11 protein-coding genes are annotated in these 21,572 nt (G+C 40.4%); 6 read left to right on the plus strand and 5 right to left on the minus strand.

Annotated elements, in window-relative coordinates:
- The first annotated feature begins 30 nt into the window (after positions 1-30).
- Complete coding sequence (locus tag SJY44_RS07270) at positions 31-1,329, plus strand: M20/M25/M40 family metallo-hydrolase (protein ID WP_396591849.1); 1,299 nt, start codon at positions 31-33, stop codon at positions 1,327-1,329.
- Positions 1,329-2,105, plus strand: coding sequence for an aldose 1-epimerase (locus SJY44_RS07275; RefSeq protein WP_396591850.1), 777 nt, complete (start codon positions 1,329-1,331; stop codon positions 2,103-2,105). Before SJY44_RS07270 ends, SJY44_RS07275 begins: the two co-directional genes overlap by 1 nt.
- Before the next feature lie 316 nt (positions 2,106-2,421).
- Here SJY44_RS07275 and SJY44_RS07280 read toward each other — a convergent pair whose 3' ends face one another.
- Positions 2,422-3,783 (minus strand): exonuclease domain-containing protein, encoded by a 1,362-nt coding sequence (locus tag SJY44_RS07280; RefSeq protein WP_396591851.1) that lies wholly within the window; start codon positions 3,781-3,783, stop codon positions 2,422-2,424.
- Positions 3,784-3,901: 118 nt separating this feature from the next.
- Complete coding sequence (locus SJY44_RS07285) at positions 3,902-4,033, minus strand: hypothetical protein (protein ID WP_298928768.1); 132 nt, start codon at positions 4,031-4,033, stop codon at positions 3,902-3,904.
- Between the two features lie 467 nt (positions 4,034-4,500).
- Here SJY44_RS07285 and SJY44_RS07290 point away from each other — a divergent pair, with 467 nt between their 5' ends.
- The 4 genes from SJY44_RS07290 to SJY44_RS07305 are packed head-to-tail and all read left to right on the plus strand — an operon-like array spanning position 4,501 to position 9,911.
- Positions 4,501-6,372 carry a fibronectin type III domain-containing protein gene (locus tag SJY44_RS07290; RefSeq protein ID WP_396591852.1) on the plus strand — a complete coding sequence of 624 codons (1,872 nt, stop codon included), beginning with the start codon at positions 4,501-4,503 and terminating at the stop codon, positions 6,370-6,372.
- Positions 6,369-7,571 (plus strand): fibronectin type III domain-containing protein, encoded by a 1,203-nt coding sequence (locus tag SJY44_RS07295; protein ID WP_396591853.1) that lies wholly within the window; start codon positions 6,369-6,371, stop codon positions 7,569-7,571. The genes SJY44_RS07290 and SJY44_RS07295 overlap by 4 nt, the downstream gene beginning before the upstream one ends.
- 5 nt (positions 7,572-7,576) lie before the next feature.
- On the plus strand, positions 7,577-8,746 hold the full coding sequence (locus SJY44_RS07300) for a fibronectin type III domain-containing protein (RefSeq protein ID WP_396591854.1): 1,170 nt from the start codon (positions 7,577-7,579) through the stop codon (positions 8,744-8,746).
- Positions 8,733-9,911 carry a discoidin domain-containing protein gene (locus SJY44_RS07305; protein WP_396591855.1) on the plus strand — a complete coding sequence of 393 codons (1,179 nt, stop codon included), beginning with the start codon at positions 8,733-8,735 and terminating at the stop codon, positions 9,909-9,911. The genes SJY44_RS07300 and SJY44_RS07305 overlap by 14 nt, the downstream gene beginning before the upstream one ends.
- Positions 9,912-10,183: 272 nt before the next feature.
- Here SJY44_RS07305 and SJY44_RS07310 read toward each other — a convergent pair whose 3' ends face one another.
- From SJY44_RS07310 to SJY44_RS07320, 3 genes are all read right to left on the minus strand, one after another.
- Positions 10,184-10,747, minus strand: a complete 564-nt coding sequence (locus SJY44_RS07310) for an REP-associated tyrosine transposase (RefSeq protein ID WP_396592084.1) — start codon at positions 10,745-10,747, stop codon at positions 10,184-10,186.
- Between the two features lie 415 nt (positions 10,748-11,162).
- Positions 11,163-11,441 (minus strand): hypothetical protein, encoded by a 279-nt coding sequence (locus tag SJY44_RS07315; RefSeq protein ID WP_396591856.1) that lies wholly within the window; start codon positions 11,439-11,441, stop codon positions 11,163-11,165.
- A 2-nt stretch (positions 11,442-11,443) separates the two neighbouring features.
- Positions 11,444-21,454 carry an RES domain-containing protein gene (locus SJY44_RS07320; protein ID WP_396591857.1) on the minus strand — a complete coding sequence of 3,337 codons (10,011 nt, stop codon included), beginning with the start codon at positions 21,452-21,454 and terminating at the stop codon, positions 11,444-11,446.
- Positions 21,455-21,572 lie beyond the last annotated feature (118 nt).

Below are 21,572 nucleotides of genomic sequence, written 5' to 3' on the forward strand. Positions count from 1 at the left end.
TTCTTTAAATTAGAATCAAAATCAACCAATATGTGCAATAAGAATTTCCTTATCATTTTCAGCCTTTTACTATCAGCTTCTATCTCTGCCCAAGAGCTTTCCAGAACAGAAAAGAAGATTTTAACTTCTATTGAAAAGAACAATGCTGACGCCATTACCTTTTTGGAAAAAGTGGTCAACATAAATAGTGGGACGCTAAATTCCAAGGGAGTAAAAGAGGTAGGCATGGTTTTTAAAGATGCCTTTGAAGGAATTAATTTTGAAACCAAATGGATTGAAATGCCAGATGAGATGAACCGCTCTGGACATTTGTTTGCGGAGACTTCTGGCAATAAGGGAAAAAAACTATTGCTTGTTGGTCATTTGGATACCGTTTTTGAAGAAGACAGTCCTTTTCAGAAATTTAAGATGGTGAATGACAGTATTGCCCATGCTCCAGGCGGAAATGACATGAAAGGCGGGGATGTTATTGTACTCTACGCTTTAAAAGCATTGCATGATAACGGGTTATTAAAAAATGCACAGATTATTGTTGCTTTTACTGGAGATGAGGAAAGCACGGGAAAACCTTTGACCATTAGCAGGAAAGATTTGTTGGATGCTGCTAAAAGAAGTGACATTGCCCTTGGTTTTGAAACATCCACAGGTTTTAACTATGCAACCGTGGCAAGAAGGGGGTCTTCTGGATGGGCTGTTGAGGTTGAAGGTAAACGAGCTCATTCTTCAGGAATATTCAGTGAACGGACCGGTGCAGGGGCCATATTTGAAATGTCACGTATCCTGCATCAATTTTATACAGATGTAAAAGGAGAAGATTTATTGACTTTTAACCCTGGCACTTTGTTAGGAGGTACTTTTGTAAACTATGACAGTTCCACCAGCAAAGGAGATGTCTTTGGAAAAAGTAATGTGGTTGCTCAAAAAGCCATGGTTAGAGGAGGGTTGAGGTTTATATCAGAAGAACAAAAGGAAAGAGCTAGAGTAAAGATGAGGGAGATAGTGTCCAATAACCTACCCAAAACCTCAGCAAAAGTTACGTTTACAGATAGTTACCCTGCAATGAAGCCCACAGAGGGAAATACCGCATTATTGAACATATTGAATGAGGTAAGTCTGGACCTAGACCAAGGAGAGGTTTTGGCATATGACCCCGGTAAAAGAGGCGCTGCAGATGTATCTTTCATTGCTGAATATGTAGATTGTTTAGATGGGCTTGGCACTATGGGTTCCAACGCACATACTCCGGAAGAAACAGTAAACCTCAATACCATAGAAGCGTTGACCAAACGTACGGCAATCTTGATATACAGACTTATTAATACCAAATAATGGTGCTGCTCAAAAAAGGAAATTGCACGGTTGGGATTGATAAAGGTGAACTAACAAGTTTTATATCTGAGGGTCATGAGTTTATCCACCAAAAAGGGAGTCCTGGGTGGAGAAGTGCAGATACAGAGATGTTTCCTATTATTGGACCATTGAACGAAACCGACTTTAGAATACAAGTGCCAAGAGGAAGTGGAGCAATTCAAGATCAACACGGACTACTTCGTGAATTGGAATATGATGTAATTTCCCAAACAGAAACAACAACTACTTTCAAAAAAAAATATACGGCTGGAACAAGGGTCAAAAATTCTAAATTTCCTGAAAAATCGAATAAAGAGTGGTTGGTTTGGCCATATACTTTCGCTTTTGAAAAATCTTTTGAGTTAAAGGAGAATACACTTGAAGTAACCTTTTCGGTTTCTGGAGAACGAGATATGCCATTTATGCTGGGATATCATCCTGCATTTAAACTGCATGCAGATAACCCGAAAATCCTTGCTGACCAAAAGGAGATTACCTTGGATGAGGTACTGGCTGTGGGAGGTAGGGCCTTACAAGTTGAAAGTTGCAACTCCATTACACTAAAGGACAAAAAGGTGATTACCATTGAGACGGAAGGTTTTGAACATTTTATGTGTTGGACAGAAGTTAGAAACATGGTTTGTATAGAACCAATAACCTTTTATCCCTACGCAGTGGCACAAAGAGAACTACATACTGGCTTTCAATATCTTGCTGATTCTGCAGCCGTTTTTAAGGCTATCTTCAAAGTCTGATGACCTAAAAGTTAAAAAAATCACAATTTCTTATTAAAACGTAACTTATTTCTTACTAACTTAGAGTTGTCTCTTAAAGTGATGATGGTTATTTAGTCCACTTTTTAGATTGTACTTTTCCAAGGGAAACACTAAGAATTCGAATGTTACGGATTCCGGTATAGGGGCCTTATTAATACAAACCAATCACTTGTGTTATGGATATTATACTTCCTTATGTTTTGTTAGTTGCCCTGGTCTTTATTGCTTGGATAGTTTTTATGGTTAAGATGTATCGCCGGATTAATAAGTGAGTTTGTTAGCTACTTTCTGCATTTTACAACACAAACGATTCCAGTTTTGGTAATAAAGATTCTACGATTCGTTGTGCTTCCAGCGTATTTTTCTGTGGGATTATAAAGGCTTCTATATCAGTTAGCGAAGAAACTTCCAATTGCTGATCAATAAACCCGTATCCTCTGTACATACCTTCGGTAATAAGAACTACAGCATTTTCATCCTCATTTCTACCTTTTTCCTTAATAATTCTAACTTCGGACTGTGAAGCTTTCATGCCTGCAACAGCAGCTTCAACCTTTTTATTGTACAAGGGTATAGGTTCGTCTCCCCGGCATACCCCATCACAAGAAGTTAGTTCATGATGGGAGCATGCTGCATTGGTCTGTTGTAAATGGCAATATTTTGGACAGAGTGCAAATACTTTGCATATTTCATGTAAATAGGCTCTGCAATCCGTTTGATTGTAGAATACTTTAAGCGGATTTGGAACTCCTTTTATACCATTAAAGGCTAGGTGAACAATCCCTTTTCTGTCTTCATAAGCAAATATGGCGTACTGTTTTACAATTCGTTTTTGGGCTCTGTTAAATGGCGGAAAGTGTTTTTTTATTTCGGCAGATTCCATCAGTAAGGCCACAAGTTCACTACCAGAAAGCTTAAAATCTATATCCGCGGTTTCGCTGCACATTTGGGTTTCTTTTGTGCTCTTGTCATAAAAGTGACCCAACACCCTTTTTTTTAGGTTGATGGCTTTGCCTACATAGATAATTTCACCTTTCTGATTTTTAAAATAGTAAATACCAGGTTTCTGGGGAATTTTGTTAAAAACAGATTTGGATAGGTGAGGGGGCAATGTGGCTTCTTGACTTCTGGCATTCAGAAATTTTTGAAATACTGATTCTGAATCTGGTGTTTTAAGCAATTTTTGGAACAATAATACCGTGGCATGGGCATCTCCTCTAGCGCGGTGTCTGTCTTTTAATGGAATGTTGATGGCTGAACACAGTTTGCCTAAACTATAGGATTGTAACCCTGGAATAAGTTTACGGGACAAACGAACGGTACATAGTTTTTTTCTGGTAAAATCAACACCTATCTGTCTAAATTCTTCTTTGATAACACCATAATCAAAGTTCACGGCATGAGCCACAAAAATGCTGTCTTTGGTAACCTCTAGCACTTTATCAGCAATTTCAGGAAAAGTTGGTGCGTGTTGAACAAGTTGATTGTCAATTCCAGTAAGACCGGTTATAAAATGTGGAATGGGGCATTGTGGGTTCACTAGAGAGGTAAACTCGTCAATTATTTGCTCACCATCGTATTTAAAAACAGCGATTTCGGTAATCTTGTTTCCTTTGATCCCGTTACCGGTAGTTTCTATGTCAATGATGGTGTACAAATCCTTAAAATCAATTAATCATTGAATTTATGGATAAAGTAAAAAGCCACCAAATAGGAGAATGGTTTTTAGTTATGAACGGTTACAGAACCTTAATACTGAAAATGATAGGGAGTAATTATAACAGTGTATCTCTACCAATGACCGCCATAATAAAGAAAACGGTAACAGAGATAATCAAACAGCTAATAGCAGCAGTTAAGTTATCTGGAGTAAACTCTTTCTTGATATTATTTACAAGTGTTTTCATGGGAACTTCTTTGATACAAAGTTGGGAAGACACAGGATTTTGACATAAAGGAATCGTTCAAGGAAAGGAACAACGGATAAATGGTAAATGAAATTGGTTTCATCGAAAAATAGCGTCTTTTAACCAATTTTCTAGTTAGAAAAGTATAATCTGGGATGGGTGAATTTGTCTACAGTAATCACTTTTAACCTTCATCTTGATCATTTAAAGCAAATCTTCACTTTTATAACAGAGATTTTACATAATAAAATAAGGAATTTACCTACAAATAAGTAAATTTATGATTAAATATATCTCCAATGAATAGTGCATAAACTAGTTCTGTGAAAGTGTCTTCTACAAGATGATCTGAAGTAAAAATATAACAACCTCTTGCTTAGATATACATTGGAAGCTTTTACACAATTTTACCTTCTATTCATTAGGCAGAGAAATGAATCAAAACCCTAATTAACAACCTAAATAATATGAAAAACAATTTTTGCCTTACTATTCTATTAGCTTTCGTTTTTAGCACAGTTTGCTCAAACACAACGAATCCTACTAACTTCAAAACAGATGAATCTACAGAAAACCCCTTATTGTATTATGGTTTTGAAAGTTGGGGAAAGAAGCATGCCATTACTATTCAAGCTGGTCAAATAGCAGGTTCTTTAGATCTTGTTGATTTCCCGGTACTGATCACCTTAGATCATTTGAACAGTGAAGTATTGGACGGTGGTGCCAGTTCAGCACTAAATGGAGGGGGAGATATTCGGTTTTCCAGTGATGTTAATGGCGATAATCAATTGGCAATGGAAGTGGTGGAATTTGTGACCGATCCTACTCCTGCAAATAGAAGATGTCAGATTTGGGTTAAGGTTCCCTCTCTTTCTGCAAGCTCAGATACCACTATTTATATATGGTATAACAAAGTTGGCGAAGTGCAGCCCGCCTTTGATTCGGCGTTTGGTTCCCAAGCAGTTTGGTCGTCTTATTTCTTTGTTTCGCATGATGGAAGAACGGATTCGGCAGGTGGACGAGCTATAACAGACCTTCCGGCAGGCACCGAAACAGGGCCTTTTGGAAGTCAGGTTTCTACTTACACTGGTTATGAAAGAGCAGTCTCAAGCGTGCCGGATGCTGAATGGGATCCTGTAGGAGTATCTTTAATGTGTTGGGCCAAGTATAATTCAACGGGTAGTTGGAGAAGGGTGGTTCATATTATAAATACAAACGTAGCCCTACAATTGGTGCAGGGTGACGGAGATGAGGACGATTCTTTTCAGTTGGGCGCACAGACACCTATGATTACCTCTGGTATAGGTAATGCTAACAATAGCAAGGTTAATGCAGTGTCTCAAGAAACATGGAATTTCTATGCAGGAGCTGCATCAAACGCTGATCCAAACCTTGTCTATAATGGTGCCATTATAACAAACGATTCTGAAGATGGATTAACAAATGCGGATACTACACAAAAAGCAATTTTTCTTGGCGGTAGAAGTGATAACAATGCTCGCTTTGACGGAGCGATTTCAACAATAATGATAGGTGATGGTTCTTTTACTGATGAATACTTCGTAACGCAATACAACAACCAATCAAGCCCAGCCACTTTTGCCACTGCTGGAATCCCGGAAAACGTTTCTGGAAGCGGAAGTGGAGATACCCAAGCTCCCACTGCCCCAACGCTTTCCAGTACTGCTCAAACAGATACCACGGCAGACCTTTCATGGACCGGAGCTACGGATGATACTGGGGTTACCGGATATAATATTTTTAAAGATGGTGTTTTAGAGACTACCTTAGGCAATGTAGGTACCTATCAAGTTATCGGGCTAACGGCTAGTACAACATATAATTTTACCGTTACCGCCATGGATGCTGCTGCAAACCAAAGTGCGGTAAGCAATATAACGCCGGTGACCACAGATGCTTCTGGAGGTTCTTCTGGAGGAGGAGGAACATGGACGGAAGCTTCTGGAAACCTCTCTTACACCACTGGTAATGTTGGGATAGGAACCAGTACCATACCCACGGATTACAGGCTTGCAGTAAGCGGGAAGATTATTAGTGAAGAACTCAAAGTGCAGTTGCAGGCTACCTGGCCAGACTATGTGTTTAAAGAAGGGTATGATCTGCCTTCTTTGGATGAAGTACAAAAGTATATTATGGAAAATGGGCATCTACCCAATATTCCCGCAGCAAAAGAAGTGAAGAAACATGGTATTGAAGTTGGTGAAATGAACAGACTTCTGTTAGAGAAAATTGAAGAATTGACCTTATATGTTTTGCAATTGAAAGCTGAAAATGAAAAACAACAAAAAGAAATAGAACAATTAAAACTTAAGGAATGAGAAAAACGATTATGAGTCTATGCGCAATACTTTTGTCAATGAGCGCATATGCTCAAGAGCTTTATACCCAAGACAACGCGGCAAGTATTGACAGTGAGAGTGATTCCACCACAGGTTGGAACGCTCAATCAACTTTAATGACCTCAGATTCTAGCAACCCCCAGCATGGTACTTATTCGTTAAAGATAGAGGCTACGACCACAAGTGGCAGCTCAGGTACTAGAAGTGTATTGTACGGTTTCACGGCGGTAAATGGTACAACATATGATATAAGCATTTGGGGAAGGGAAGGGGCTCAATCCAATGATCCCGCTTTTGCCAACTGGACGGGCGTTTCAGGTTTTTCTACTACGGAAATTATTGGTACTACATGGTCCGAATATACTTTTACGGTAACTGCCACCAGTACAAGTCCTGAGATAAGAGTTTATACAGGGTCTTCTGGGAACAACGTTATTGGAGATTATGTATTTATAGATAGGATTTCCATAACCCCTCAAGGATCAGCGGATACCCAAGCTCCTACCGCCCCAACGCTTTCCAGTACTGCTCAAACAGATACCACAGTAGACCTTTCGTGGACAGGCGCTACGGATGATACTGGGGTTACCGGGTATAAGATATTCAAGGATAATAATCTGGAGGCCACCTTGGGTGATGTTAGTAGCTATCAGATGACAGGGCTCACCGCGAGTACAATATATAGTTTTGCAGCAAAGGCAATTGATGCAGCGGGGAACGAGAGTTTGGCCAGTAATGTATCGGTGACCACAGATGCTTCTGGAGGTTCTTCTGGAGGAGGAGGAACATGGACGGAAACCTCTGGAAATATCTCTTACACCACAGGTAATGTAGGGATAGGAACCAATACCATACCCACGGATTATAGGCTTGCAGTAAGCGGTAAGATTATTAGTGAAGAACTCAAGGTGCAGTTACAAGCTACCTGGCCCGATTATGTGTTTGATGAAGGTTATGACCTTCCTTCTTTGAAGGAAATCCAAAAATATATCGCACAGAATGGACATTTGCCCAACATCCCCACAGCAAAAGAAGTAACGGAGCATGGTATTGAGGTAGGGGAAATGAACAGGTTATTGTTGGAGAAAATAGAGGAATTGACGTTATATACGCTCCAACAACAAAAAGAAATAACCGAACTAAAAACTCAGGTAAACCAATTAAAAACAAATAGATAGTAATCATGAAAAATAGTTTCTCACTGGCCATTCTTTTAATCTTTTTGTTCACAGCCCAAACTAATGCACAAATAGATGATGGTACAATTTATTTGGTAGATGCCGACATAGATCACGACCCAACTAATTTCCAACACAGGCTCCTTCAAATAACCGATGGGATGACCATTGCGTTGGACAACTTAAATGGTGCTGTCAATCTTAATTTTGAAATTGTTGGCCCCAATGGTACCGCAAGCACAATATTCGCTTCTACTTACTTAAATCACTCACAGACTGAAAGCAGTCCACCTCATGCAGGTTTTGGTGACACTAGTGGAAATTATGAGGCTTGGGTACCGGTTTTGGACCAACTTATTGATTTTACTGCTGAATACTACAGCCTATCTGGAGGCAATGGAACCCTTTTGGGTACCGATTCTTTCACCTTAACTTTTGTGCAAAATTTTCCTGACACCCAGGCTCCTACCGCCCCAACGCTTTCCAGTACTGCTCAAACAGATACCACGGCAGACCTTTCATGGACAGGCGCTACGGATGATACTGGGGTTACTGGGTATAAGATATTCAAGGATAACAATCTGGAGGTCACCTTGGGCGATGTTAGTACCTATCAGATGACAGGGCTCACTGCAAGTACAACATATAGTTTTGCGGCAAAGGCAATTGATGCAGTAGGGAACGAGAGTCTGGCCAGTAATATATCGGTGACCACAGATGCCTCTGCAGGTTCTTCTGGTGGGGGTACGGTTTGGGCAGAATCTTCCGGGGATATTTCATACACCACAGGGAATGTAGGAATAGGAACCAGTACCATACCCACGGATTATAGGCTTGCTGTAAGCGGTAAGATTATTAGTGAAGAACTCAAAGTGCAGTTACAAGCTACCTGGCCAGATTATGTGTTTAAAGAAGGGTATGATCTACCTTCTCTGGAGGAAGTACAACAACATATTACAGAAAAAGGACATTTGCCCAACATCCCCACAGCAAAAGAAGTAAAGGAGCATGGTATTGAGGTAGGGGAAATGAACAGGTTATTGCTAGAGAAAATAGAGGAACTTACACTCTATATTTTAAAACAGCATCAATTAAATGCCAGACAAAAAGAGATAAATCAAATTTTAACTAAAGAAATAATAGCTATAAATAAAAAATTAAATGAAAGACTTTAGAACCTCTGTTATCGTAGTGTGGATTTTCTCTATCGGGTTTGCCCAAGCACAAGAGATTGCGATTGTTTCATCGGTTTCAAGTATTGATGATGGAAATGTAGTTTCCAATACTTATGACAATAACTTAAACACCAGATGGAGTGCACTTGGCGATGGTGAATGGGCACAATGGGATTTGGGGTCCTTCCAAAATTTTAATGAATTGAGAATTGCGTTTTATTTGGGTAATACACGAACGTCAACTTTCGATATTCAGGTTTCTGCGGATGGTTCAAATTGGACCTTGGTTCAAACTGGGTTGGTGAGCAGTGGGACAACGCTTGATCTACAAAGTTTTGTAGTGCCAAATCAAAATACTCGATACATTCGTTACATAGGTCATGGAAATTCCTCGAATACATGGAATAGCATTACCGAAATAGAGATAATAAACAACATAGTTGCCGATACCCAAGCTCCTACAGCTGCAATCCTTTCTGGCACAGTCCAATCACAGACAACGGCAGACCTTTCCTGGAGTGGGGCAACGGACGATGTGGGGGTAACGGGGTACAATATCTTTAAAGATGGAACGCTGGACGGCACTTTGGGTAATGTAAGCACCTATCAGGTTACAGGTTTAACGGCAAGCACCACATATGATTTTACGGTAACCACCCTTGATGCTGCTGCCAACGAAAGTGTAGCCAGTAATACGGTATCCGTTACCACAGATAGTTCTGGTTCTTCCGGAGGTAGCACGGTTTGGGCAGAATCTTCCGGGGATATTTCGTATACCACAGGGAATGTAGGAATAGGAACCAATACCATACCCACAGATTATAGGCTTGCTGTAAGCGGTAAGATTATTAGCGAGGAGCTTAAAGTGCAGTTACAAGCTACCTGGCCAGATTATGTGTTTAAAGAGGGGTATGATCTACCTTCTCTGGATGAAGTACAACAACATATTACAGAAAAAGGACATCTGCCCAACATCCCCACAGCAAAAGTAGTAATGGAGCATGGCATTGAAGTAGGAGAGATGCACCGATTATTGCTAGAGAAAATAGAGGAACTCACCCTTTATACCCTTGAACAAAATATACAGATCAAGCAATTGAATACCAAAGTACTGAAGCAGCAGCAAAAATTGGAGCAACTGATGAACAGCTTGTCCGAGGAGTAATTTAAAATAAAAGCAAAAATACAGCAAAGCTGCTCCTACAAGGAGTGGTTTTTTGTTGGCTCGTTGTTTTAAAGCGCAATGTCTTTCCGATGAAGCAAAGCGACGAGGAATCTCATGATTTTAAAATTTGGGTGAGATTTCACACTTTGACCTCGACTACCCCTTCTACTTCGCTCAGGGTGACAGTCCGATCTGACAGTTCGAAATGACATGGGATTTTCTGTAAAACCTTTTAAAACCTTCGCTAACGGCAGTCTTGGATTGGTGGGATATTAATCACTGGCCAAAAAACCCATAGCATCAATTTGTAAAACCGTATGGTCGTCTGCAAAATTGCGTGCACTGCTATATTTCCAATCCTCTGGTTTGGTCACAAAGCCTGATTTCACCGGATTGTAATGGATATAATCCACTTTTTGTTTAATGACCGCATTGCTCCAAAGCTCCACAGGTTTGTTGTGGTGTTGCCAAAATTGATATTTAGAAACATTGTTTTTCTTTTTTCCAGCCCTTTCAAATAGCGATAATAACCATTCTTTTCTACTTTCCTGTGGATTTTCCTTAACTAATTGAAGAAGCTGCTTTGCCGTATGTTTCTTAAAATCACGTAGTAGACCTGAAGGGTCTCCATCTGATGAACGGAAAATCATATGGGTGTGGTTGGGCATAAAACAATAGGCATAAAGTTCCATGCCCTTTGCTGCCCTGCAATACTCTATACTTTTTGCCAATACCTTAAAATATTGCGGCCTTGTAAAGACATCTATCCAGTATACGGTTGCAAAAGAAACAAAGTAGGCTGCATTTGGGTTGCGAAACTTATAGTTCCTACTCATGCGTAAAAGATAGCTGTTCTGTTTTTCGTTTTCAGGGTTGAATTGACCTATGATCGCCATTAGTTTACGCTTTTGGGCAAAATAAAGACCGTAGCTACCACCAGTTTGCAATTGGTGGGTGTCACAAAATAAAAGCCACGGTATTGACCGTGGCTTTTGTCTCAATTTTATTGCTTACTCTTGCTTGCCGCTAGTCATGCTTTGACAAGCTCAGCACAAGTGGACCAGGCAACAGTTTTTAGTACTCTTACTTTCTGGAACGGCACTAGTCAGAGACTAGCGGTAGCGGGGTCTATCAAAAAAATGAATAGTCTGCATTATATCTTTTAAAGCTAATATCAATAGCAACAGGCATAAAACATAAAATAAATAACCTAATCCTTTCTTTAACGACACTATAATATTTTTAAGTTAATTAAAAACGCATAAGCATAGTTCTTAATCTATTTAATAAATTACCTTCAAGACATTCTATAGGCTTTAAACCACCTAATGCTGGGTTGTCTTGAGTTACCCAGTTAAGACTTTCTTTAGAGCCTATTAATTCATAAATAACTACAGATAAATCCTTATTCATATTCATATTATTGAATAACTGCTTGTATTCTTCTTTACATTGTAAACTATCGTGTTTGGGAAAAACCGATACAAAATCTTCCCATAGTTTATCTCCTTTATAAAATTCTTCTAACATAATTAATCGTCTTTTGCTTCCCCAAAGATTATCACATTTGCACCTGATTTATCTCTTGCTGAAGGTGCTATTATACCATCATACCCATTTTGTCTCGCATATGTTCCAATTTTTTGGGTAACATCATATCCATCAGAGGTTAAGTCTTTTAAAGTAACTCCTAACTCTTTACGCACTTTAGCATCTGTTAAATCTAGTGCATTGTTAAGTTTCACATCTTTTGATACAACTACTCTTCCTCCTAAAGCATTATAATGACTTATTTCTGCTTTAGCTGTCTCTTTAGTTATCCCTGCATAAACTGCGGCTTCTCCAGGTTTAGAATATCTATGGTCTGCTTTTTTATTGTATTTATTCACTTGCCAAGTACCATCTACTCGGTCTGGTTTTTCATATCGATATACTTTACCTTCCCATTTTGTTCCTACTCTTCCTCCTTTTAGAACTCTTTTAAAAATTAATGCTATTGCAATATCTCTAACCAAGTTCCCCATTATTTCGCCATCGGTAACAAACTCTCCACTATTTATAGCTGCTAACGGGTTTTCTTGGAACTTTTGAAAATCTCCAATATAATTCCCATTACCTAATTCTCCATTGTGCCTTGCACTTCCTCCGCCTGTAACAGTAAATGTATATGACAAATAAGAATTATTTGGACCAGGGACTTCAACTTTCACATAATCTGGTTCAATAAAATCTGGTATCCAATAGTCAACCGTCTTATTAAATTGTAATTGAGGCTTTTCTTTTCTTAAATCCAAAACATACCAATCTCCTTCTAATCCTTCTATTTCTTTTAAAGCAATAGGTGAATTAGATGCAAATTGATAAGGTGTTAATGCAGGATATTCGTGTGCAAGTGGGTCAACAGCGAAGAAACGTCCAATACGTGGGTCGTGCATTCTGAACTTATAATTCGAACTATTTCCCTCTCCTTTAATTTCGTTGTCCATTTCCTGACCTTGGAAACCGTAGCGGTAATCACTAGTATTGGCATGGCGGTTGGGCAAGAGCATACCAAAGGGGTAGTAGTCGTTATAGGCCACTACATCTGGTAATAAAGAACCATCACCAAGCACCAATTTACGGTCCGTAACCACACTAAGTACATTGCCCAAATGGTTATTCAACTCATAGCGTTTGTCCCCAACAATATTTTCAAAGAGCGTTACGGGTAAGGTAGGAGCTACTTCGGTAATATCCAAATTCTTTTGCTCCAGTCCCAAGCGGGAGCTACCATATATATGGTGTTCCGTAAGCACCAGACCATTGGTATTGCCGGGGCCGCTGTTGGTCACGTTCTGCGCCTGTGCCAAAAAAGTGGCGCCTGCTTTTACTTCAAAATCTGGTAAAATGGTAATGCCCTCTCCAGCGGTCAAAGTAAGGTTGCCCCCAGTTTCCACCGTATTGCTGCCAGCTGGGTTAGCCACTGTAATGGTGTTCAAGGCGGTAAAACTATCGGTACCGGTTATCTGTATGTTGTTCAAGCTAACATCAGGGTCAAAGTTCTCCGGGGCAGTATTGATCTCTCCGTTAGAGGCGCTATCATAAACGGCCATTACATTGCCCTGGGCGTCGCGTACGTATAGGGTAGTGGTATTGCTCTCCACATCGCTCTTGGCAATTCTATTGCCCAAGCCATCATAGGCAAAGGAGATATTGCTCTCTTGGCCGCCAATGTTCTTGGTCACCTTTTTTACCTTCCCATCTACACGCCATTCTATATTGGTAATGTTCTCGGCAGTATCGCTGATCAACTGCCCAATGGCATCGTATTGGTAATTGCCGGGGCTTTGGGAGGCCAGGTCGTTATAACCGTTATCGCCTACGGCATCCGCTACAAAATCCAATTGGTTGCTGCGCTCTTGCGAGCCGGTATTGGGGTTCAGCTTGGTCTTATAGGTATAGGTCAACTGGTCCATGGGCTCCGTGGGAGCGTTCCGGTTTAAGGCCAGCAGGTTGCCGTTACGGTCATACCCATAAGTGGCGGCGTAATCTGCAGAGGGGCCGCTACCGCTAAAGGCCTTTATACGGTTCAGTTGATCGTACCCATATTTGTTAAATTGGGTGGCGAGTAGGCTCTCGTTATTATCAATCAGGGCCGTGGCCATATGTTTAATGTTCCCGTTGTAAAGGTTGTCGCCCACGTCTATACCATCTTGTTGTTCCACTCCAGAATTGGCGGTACTTACCCCAAAGGTATTAGTGCCCAAACTGCCAATGGGCTGGTAATCGTTGTCATAATACCCTAGGGAGTAGCCCATGGCATCGGCCGCTACGTTGGAGGAGGCCAAAATACCATCTTGGCCCATGTCGTCCGTGGTTGCCAAGGTCTCGGAGTTCACCCCTTTTAACCAGCCTTGTAGCGTATAGGCGTAGTCCATGCCCTGTACTTCTTTACCACCCAAAACGGTACGTGCCAAAGGCCCGTGGGGGTAGTATTCGTAATTGGCGTCTTTTTCCCAGATCATACCATCACTGGAGGTTTCTACCTTGGTAATACGGTTGTCGGCATCATAGATATAGCGGTGCGCAAACATATCTGGCGCTCCGTTTTGGTAGGTAACCTGGTTTACGTTACCGCTGATCAGGTCGTAGTCGTATAGCACCTTCTTCATTCCAGAGTAAGGGTTGCTGGGATCCAGCACCATAAGTTTGTTATGTTGTACCAGCTCTTTTACATTACCATGAATGTCATAGTTATAGAACATGGCATTGTGGTAACTGGCCTGGTTGGTGGTGCCATCCTGCAGGTCATAATAGTATATTGCGGTTACGCGGTTACGAGTGTTGCTGTCTGTATTGTTCGCAGCATCTACAGTATCAAAAATATCGGCTGCAAAACTCACCAATTCACTATAGACCGTAGTGGTGACCTCATACTGCGTAGCAGAAATGTTAGCGGGAAAGGTGCCGGTGGTATCCACATAGGAATCATCGGCGGTATAGACGAGTTTACCGGTAGTGTCCTCAATGGCAATGGCTACATTGGGTTCCAACTCCCCAGCCTCCACAATGCGGCCTAAAAAGTCGTATTGGGTATAGCTAAACCTATTATTGGCTGCTTGTTTGGCATTTTGTGAAGCAATGATACGCCCAAGAGCATCATAGGCAAAACGGGTTTCCCCACCATCTGGGGTGTATTGCCATACCAATTGGTTAAGGGAATTGTAACGGTATTCCGTTACCAGGTCATGATCGGGCAGTAGAGCGGTATTTTCCAAGGCTTCATTAGTTTCCCTATGGGCATTGATTTGAGCGTTGATACCTCCATTAAGTTGCTGTTCCGTGTAACGGGCTACTCCTTCTGGCGGAACCGTCTGCACCAAATTTCCAGCCTGGTCGTAATAGTAGAGCGTATATTGGTATTCCTTATCAAAATAGGTCATGCTAAAATTCTCCACTGGCGTGGATATGGCATGCTCCAAATAAGCATTTATAAACTCTTCGCGTTTTTGTGCCACCAAGTTTTGATAGTTATCGTCGTTATAGGCTTTAATGACACTTTTCTTAAACTGGACACATTGGCTATCATCTGGAAGGGTAACACTGGCACTGCCAAAGTTGATGGGGAAGGAAGCCGGTACGCAAATGCTTGGATTAACGTTGAGGTAATCGCGAGTAAAAGCTGCCCAGTCCTGTGTAGGTTGTGAATCATCTATACGAGTTTGCTCCACATGGGTTTTGTACAGGTCAATAATTCCTTGGATACCACTGTAGCCATAATTAAAATCGGTGGCCCCAAATCGTTGTATGGACATATATTCCAAGTCCAGCGTGTTGGTTACCCCAAACGTAGTGATGTAATGTTGGTAATCTGCAACCAAATATTGAAAGGAATTGGCACAAAAATCTTCCTCGGATACGATATCATCATCTTCAAGATCCCTGGTAATCCCATTCATAATGGCCACATAGTTGGGGTATTCATCAGTACAGCTCAATGGAGTGGGTATAGGAGGGATACAAATCTGAGTTGTAAGACATTCATCACTGGCTTCAGAGATGAATTTGGAAGTAAGGGTGCCACCGGATTTACCAGCCGATTTGGACGCAATAGATGAACCACCTATACCTTCCATGATGTTCAATAATTCCATTTCCACAACCATTTTTTCATCTTCGGTCATGAAGTCTTTTTGGTATTCAATGGAATGAAGGGCGCCATTTAGAAGTGTTACTTCTGCATTGGGTATTTGAATTTTTTGGGCAGTACCATTCTTTGATTTGGCATTTTGGTTTGGACTGATTTTCAAGAGACTACCGGAAACATCACCAAATAATTCCGAGCATAATGAATCAAAATCTGCAATGGCATGGACGGCTGTATTATCACGAGCTCGAAGATGCAATCTGAAATTTGCAGAAATAACCTCATCGGAATCATTTAAATAAGTTAGGGTACCTGCAGCTCTGTTGCTACTTAAAGGCGTGATATCTTGAATGATGTCCAATTCAAGAATCTCTTGGATTTGACCAAGTTGGTCAGTGGTGTAGGAACCACTTTGAGTATCCCAAATATCCAATTCAATTCTGATGTTTGATCCATTAACCCAATAGGGGTAGGTGCCCATATACACTTTGATAGGATAGTATGAAGATCCAGCATTATATTCGGCATTGGCACTTCCTCTTACTAAGGGATATCTAAAAGGCTGACTATGGAATTCGGTAAACTCTATGGAAGTCTTTCTTTCTAGCTCAAGCGAGTTGTCATTCAATAGGTTATCTGTCGCCAATGAACTGATTGGGAATCGAACAACAGATATTGGAGTAGATATAGAGATAGGATCAAACACTTCCAAAACATCGTTAAAAATTTCCAAAACATGGTTTTCGAAGCTTTCTTCCATCAACGGGTCTGATACGCATGAAATCACCTTTTGTGGTTCTTGCGGATTTTGAGAAATTAAATCACAGCCCCAGTAGGAGCCAAATAGCGCACTCCCACCCGTTTGTACGGCTCCTTGCCTTCGTTGAAGACCAATGGAGATTCCAGTCCAAGTTTGAATAAATGTAGACCCATTTTCAGCATATTCATGTTCCAATTCAAAGCCATTATCTGGCCTCAAAAGTTCATCTGTTGCTATTAGGCTTCGTATTTCTGTTGTGGATTGAGAGAAAAAACCACCAATTGAGGGTATCCTTATCCTAGAAGAATGGATAAAATTACCATTATCATCATTATATGTAAAGATAAATAGGGTCTCTATTTCATCAACTTCATAAGTCCAGGTTACATTGCTAGTATCGGTAAAATCTACAGTGGTAGACGGACAGGTTCTAAAGCTATCTTCACAAAAAAGAACTGCATTTGCTTGAAGGAAATCTTGAAGAAAAGTGTTGTATTCAGGATAACCAGCTAAACTTACATCTTGACCAAACAACTGCCCATTTAAAATTAGGGCATTCATAAGATTTTTTAAATAAAGCAAGGTTTCTGGTTTTATGCTGCCCGCACCCTCTTCACATGTTAGAATCGGGTCTACTGGGTCTCCAGCAAAATCATTGATATTTCCACAGCATAAAAAGTTTACAAATGTCTCATTTGGCTGCCCACTGCCCAGTATAGAACCTGTCGCCGTCTCTTTTTCAAAGTTGATGTCCAAATAGGTGACCCTGGCATTTTGCCGTACCACCAAGTTTTGATCATTAAACTCATCGCTTATGGCAATGGCCAAAAAGTCTATGACTCCATTGGTAGGTAATTGCTGATCCATATCCAATACAAACTGTTGTGTACCGTTAACATCAATGAAATACATATTGGCAGAGGCATTCCAAGTGGCAAACTCACTATTAAAAAAAGTACTGAGGTAACTATCGCGAAATTCTGGGAAATTGTTCAGTGCAACCCCAGAGGCAGATAGATTTCCTGTATCGTAAAGCGCATTTAAGAGACCCACCAAGGCTTTAGAAAATCGAGGGCGTATGTTACAATCTGCCAATGGGCCATAAGTGGCACCATTGCCCAGATATTGTCCTACTCCGTTGGGAGCATCTATGGAACAATTTGCTATCCGCGCGTCGGTTATCCCAGAAACAACAATTTCTTCAAAATCAGGAGCTGTTAAACTGGTCCTTGTTTCAATTACTGCATCATATCTAAAGCGTTGAATAGAGGAGTCATAAACGGGATATATGTTTTTGACCTTGGTAATGACCCAATTGGTACCATAGTCGTTCCAAGTTCTAGTACTAGCAGGAAGAATGACTTCTGTTGGAGCACCAGTAGTTCCAGATACGCTAAGTTCCAATGTGGTTCCTGCAGTAGTACTTACATCCAAGATGGGGTTGGATGCTGGATAAATACCGCCAAAATCTTCATAAAGCTCCCTACTAAGGTAATTTCCAGTATAGGGTATTTGTCCAGAAGAGCCCGTGCCAATGAGATCTAAAAAAGTGTATTCCAAAAATACTTGAAGATCTCTGGCCATAGGGCAAACACCTGTTTCTATATAGTACTCGTACCCTGTAAATTCAGACATCTCAGCTATGACATCTTCATTGGATTGTCCAGAATCATACAATACATCTGAGGGTTTGAATCTTTTCTCTTTTTGGGCATATTCGTCGGCCACTTCACTATTGCATATTTTGTCTTCTCCAGCTTCAATGATTCCATTCAAGTTACTCTTGTTGATGGAAGTATAATCCGCGATTGTCGCTAAAATATTGACAGGAGCCGCTTCTTCACCTATACAGCCATTATAGCAATCCTTGTTTTCGGCATAAACATTAGCAAATAAGGATAGAATTGTTTGCTTTACATTGATGTAGTTGGCTTTGTAAATATTCCAGTACTGATTTTGTTGTTCAGTTGTCAAAGAACTGGGATTGCCCCCTGTTGGACAATCAGAGATACTATTACATGCAACGGTAGCATAAGCAAATTCCTGTAGGCTACGACCGCTACCGGCATAGTTTGATGTTAATGCTTCCTGCATGATGTTATCCCTTAAATCGAAAGAAATTCCTGAAAGGCCAGCCGGAATACTACCTGCAAAAAAAGGATCTGCATCCATAATATCTGTACCTGTTGCCAGATTCCCTGCAGTGCTATAGGATATTAGTTCCTGTCTTAAATATTGGTCATAGGCATCAGAATTTGTGATTCCTGCACCACCGGGACGTGATGCTGTAATTCCACAGACCAATTCAGCATATTCCAAATAACAATATTCTGGGTGATAGACCAACAGAGATTCTGCCCATTCATCTTTCCAAATTCCTGAATCTATAAAGTCGGTGGGATTGGTCAAATACTTAGGTTCTACCTTGTACTCATCATTATTGGCATTTTGTGAAATGGGCAATCTTGGTGACCCGGCTAAAATTGATGGTGAATACGTTACATTTCCATCATTATCGGTAATTTCCTTAACGGTTATATAGCTTGTGGTGCCATCTTCATTATAGTAATGCCCCTGAGTGTATAAACCAGTTCCTTGCGGTATTGGATCATATACGGGGTGTCTTGGGTTTCTCCAACTATTGCGTAATGTGCTGTTTTCTATTTCTGTTGTAAACAATTGGTTTCCATCGTAAAAGATGTTCAAAATCATTTGTGTGGGATTGCTCGTGTTCCCATTGTTATCAATTGTGGAAGGATATTGCCCATATTGTCCAGTAGGCTTCATATCATTCAATAGGGAAGAACGAATAATATTGCATGTAAGTGAATTGGAAACTATGTCGGCCGAATCGATATTGGTTAAATCCAAAGTATCCCCATCACAAGGAGCGTTACATGCTCTTATGAGGTCGTTCCACTGTTCTTCAAAGGAGGCATCCAATCTTAATTTTTCTTTATCCAACTCTGATTGGGTCAATATGTCCTCTAGCTGGGAAAAATCGTAGTTCGCTCTACGGCTTATAACATAACCTGATTGTCCTCCATATTCACTTATCAAAGCATTTTCGCAATCAGAACAAGTAACAAAACAACCATCAAAAGGGTCTTCTACAACATCAACAGTAACAGGATCAATATAACAATCATCACTAGGGTTCATCAACTTCGCTACAAATTCATCAGCATAGGTTTCCAAAGTGTTTTGATTTACCACCAGCCTTTTTACAAGACTGAAAGATCCCCTATTTAAATCTGCTGTAAAGTTGGATAAATCAAAACCTGTTCTGTCTTCTGGTAACAAGCTAATACCATCTGCATCCAAAATATCTACAAAAACATCATAGTCCACCGTATAATTTATTGGTGTAGTGCATTGGTAAATAAAATCTGATTGTTGCAACGTATAAGAAAACGTGCGCTGTTCATTAAATGCCAGCAATTTGGTAGCGCTATACAAAAGAGCATTATTTTTAGCTCCAAAAGTTTGTGTGGCCCATTTTCTATTATTATCCAAACTGGTATCTGGGTCATTGGAGTTTATTTTGCCCAACAAATCCACTGTAGTCTGAACATGAAGTCCTGAACCATTATCTTCATCATCCAAGGCCTCCATATTGGTTGGTGAAGACCCCATCAATGCTGTGGCAATTGTGCGACCTTGGGGATCTATATAACTAACACTTACTTGACGGTTTGGATCTATGACCAAGTTTTTTTTGTAATGGGACGAATTACCAACACTGTAACCGAACAGACGGTTAAGTTCTTTCTGTTCAGGAGTACCATAATAGTATTCCATTTCGTGTCCGCTACCCAGCTGGTGGGTTAACCCTACACCACTTTTTCTGCGGATTCTACCTGTATTGTCAGGCATATATTCAATCTGTGAAAAGGGATGCTCCAATGCATCCGGTATTCTGTTTTTAAAAGGTGTGGTAATGTCGTTGGTGTTTGAATAGTATTTGCTTGCACCATCATCAGTAGCCATGCCTTTTTCCGTAGAAAGTTGATCTAAAATATTCTGATTGTTCAAATCAAAATCTTGATAACTGTAGACGGTGGCGGTATTTTTTAGATTGAACTGATCTATGTAATCCAGTCCCAAACTTCTTGTGGTAGGTACAGGCAAGATTTCCACGGCTGGTCTACCTTGCGCATCATATATTACCTCACCAACGATGAGATTGTCATCAGAATTTATCTTTGTAACAGTTTGCCTATTCCTTAGCGTACCATCAAAATAGCTGACCACCTCTTTCTTCTTACCATCTTCAGCAAATGATGACTGAAACTGCCAATTCTTTGAGACTTGATGATCAGAATTAATGATGTACATATAGGTCCCTGGCCAGTCTGCAAGTGTGGTACCATTATTATCTTCTGCAGCACTCCATTCACCATATTTATATTTAGTGCTATTTTCAAGATACTTACCAACGCCTCTTACTCTAAACAAGAAGTAACCTTTTGAGTAAATTAAAGGAACCACATATTGGGTATTGCTTGTTTGTACCCTAGTGCTATTAAGTTCAAAATCACGTCTTGTAAAAGGAATAGTATTTAAAGCCCTTAAATTATTAAAAGCATCGTCATATCCATCTATCCATGTCCATTCCACATCGTAGGAAACTGCGCCTGGAATTGCACTCCAATCTATTTGTAATTCTTTACCTGCTGCTGCAAGTTGAGCAGTCGGGTTGGGAATTGTTGTAGAAAGCTCTACATAAGTTTCTGCACTAAATCCTATTTCTAGCCCAATGTTAGCAGGTATAGCCCCATTAATGACAGGAGAAGAACCATCTAAGGTATAGGTGCCTTCAATGAGCTCAATACTTGCTCCATAAGCTCCAATGGCAACATGTTTGCTGATATCTGTTGATAAGCCGTTTGCTCCTTGGGTGACATTGTTTTCTACGGTAAGGGTCACTTCGGTTGTAGTGCCATCAAATGCACCTGTAACGGAAGCTGGAGTTATGTTAAGTCTTAATGTATAAGTAAATCGGTCATAAGGCGCTTGATTTTCCTTTATAAACAAACTTACGTGACCCATGGGAGAAACATTGACCAAATTGCTTGCATCCAAGTTAGCGGTGACAAAATCCAAGGTATTTGATGTGCCCAGCACCACTTGCATTTCTGAATTGCTATATTCCATTTTTTCCTGTGCGCACAATGAAGTACTGAGCAAAAGAAAAAAGATAGATAGCCCGAAGAATCCCTGATTTTTTATTTTAGTAAACATACGCCTTTGGTATTTACTTGGTTGTTTAATT

The sequence above is a fragment of the Allomuricauda sp. R78024 genome (assembly GCF_044596045.1).
Taxonomy (GTDB): Bacteria; Bacteroidota; Bacteroidia; order Flavobacteriales; family Flavobacteriaceae; genus Flagellimonas.

Bases quoted from the DNA above. Each gene is read 5' to 3' on its own strand.
- SJY44_RS07270 (WP_396591849.1), top strand. From the start codon at position 31: ATGTGCAATAAGAATTTCCTTATCATTTTCAGCCTTTTACTATCAGCT.
- SJY44_RS07275 (WP_396591850.1), top strand. From the start codon at position 1,329: ATGGTGCTGCTCAAAAAAGGAAATTGCACGGTTGGGATTGATAAAGGT.
- SJY44_RS07285 (WP_298928768.1), bottom strand. From the start codon at position 4,033: ATGAAAACACTTGTAAATAATATCAAGAAAGAGTTTACTCCAGATAAC.
- SJY44_RS07290 (WP_396591852.1), top strand. From the start codon at position 4,501: ATGAAAAACAATTTTTGCCTTACTATTCTATTAGCTTTCGTTTTTAGC.
- SJY44_RS07295 (WP_396591853.1), top strand. From the start codon at position 6,369: ATGAGAAAAACGATTATGAGTCTATGCGCAATACTTTTGTCAATGAGC.
- SJY44_RS07300 (WP_396591854.1), top strand. From the start codon at position 7,577: ATGAAAAATAGTTTCTCACTGGCCATTCTTTTAATCTTTTTGTTCACA.
- SJY44_RS07305 (WP_396591855.1), top strand. From the start codon at position 8,733: ATGAAAGACTTTAGAACCTCTGTTATCGTAGTGTGGATTTTCTCTATC.
- SJY44_RS07310 (WP_396592084.1), bottom strand. From the start codon at position 10,747: ATGAGTAGGAACTATAAGTTTCGCAACCCAAATGCAGCCTACTTTGTT.
- SJY44_RS07315 (WP_396591856.1), bottom strand. From the start codon at position 11,441: ATGTTAGAAGAATTTTATAAAGGAGATAAACTATGGGAAGATTTTGTA.
- SJY44_RS07320 (WP_396591857.1), bottom strand. From the start codon at position 21,454: ATGGAATATAGCAATTCAGAAATGCAAGTGGTGCTGGGCACATCAAAT.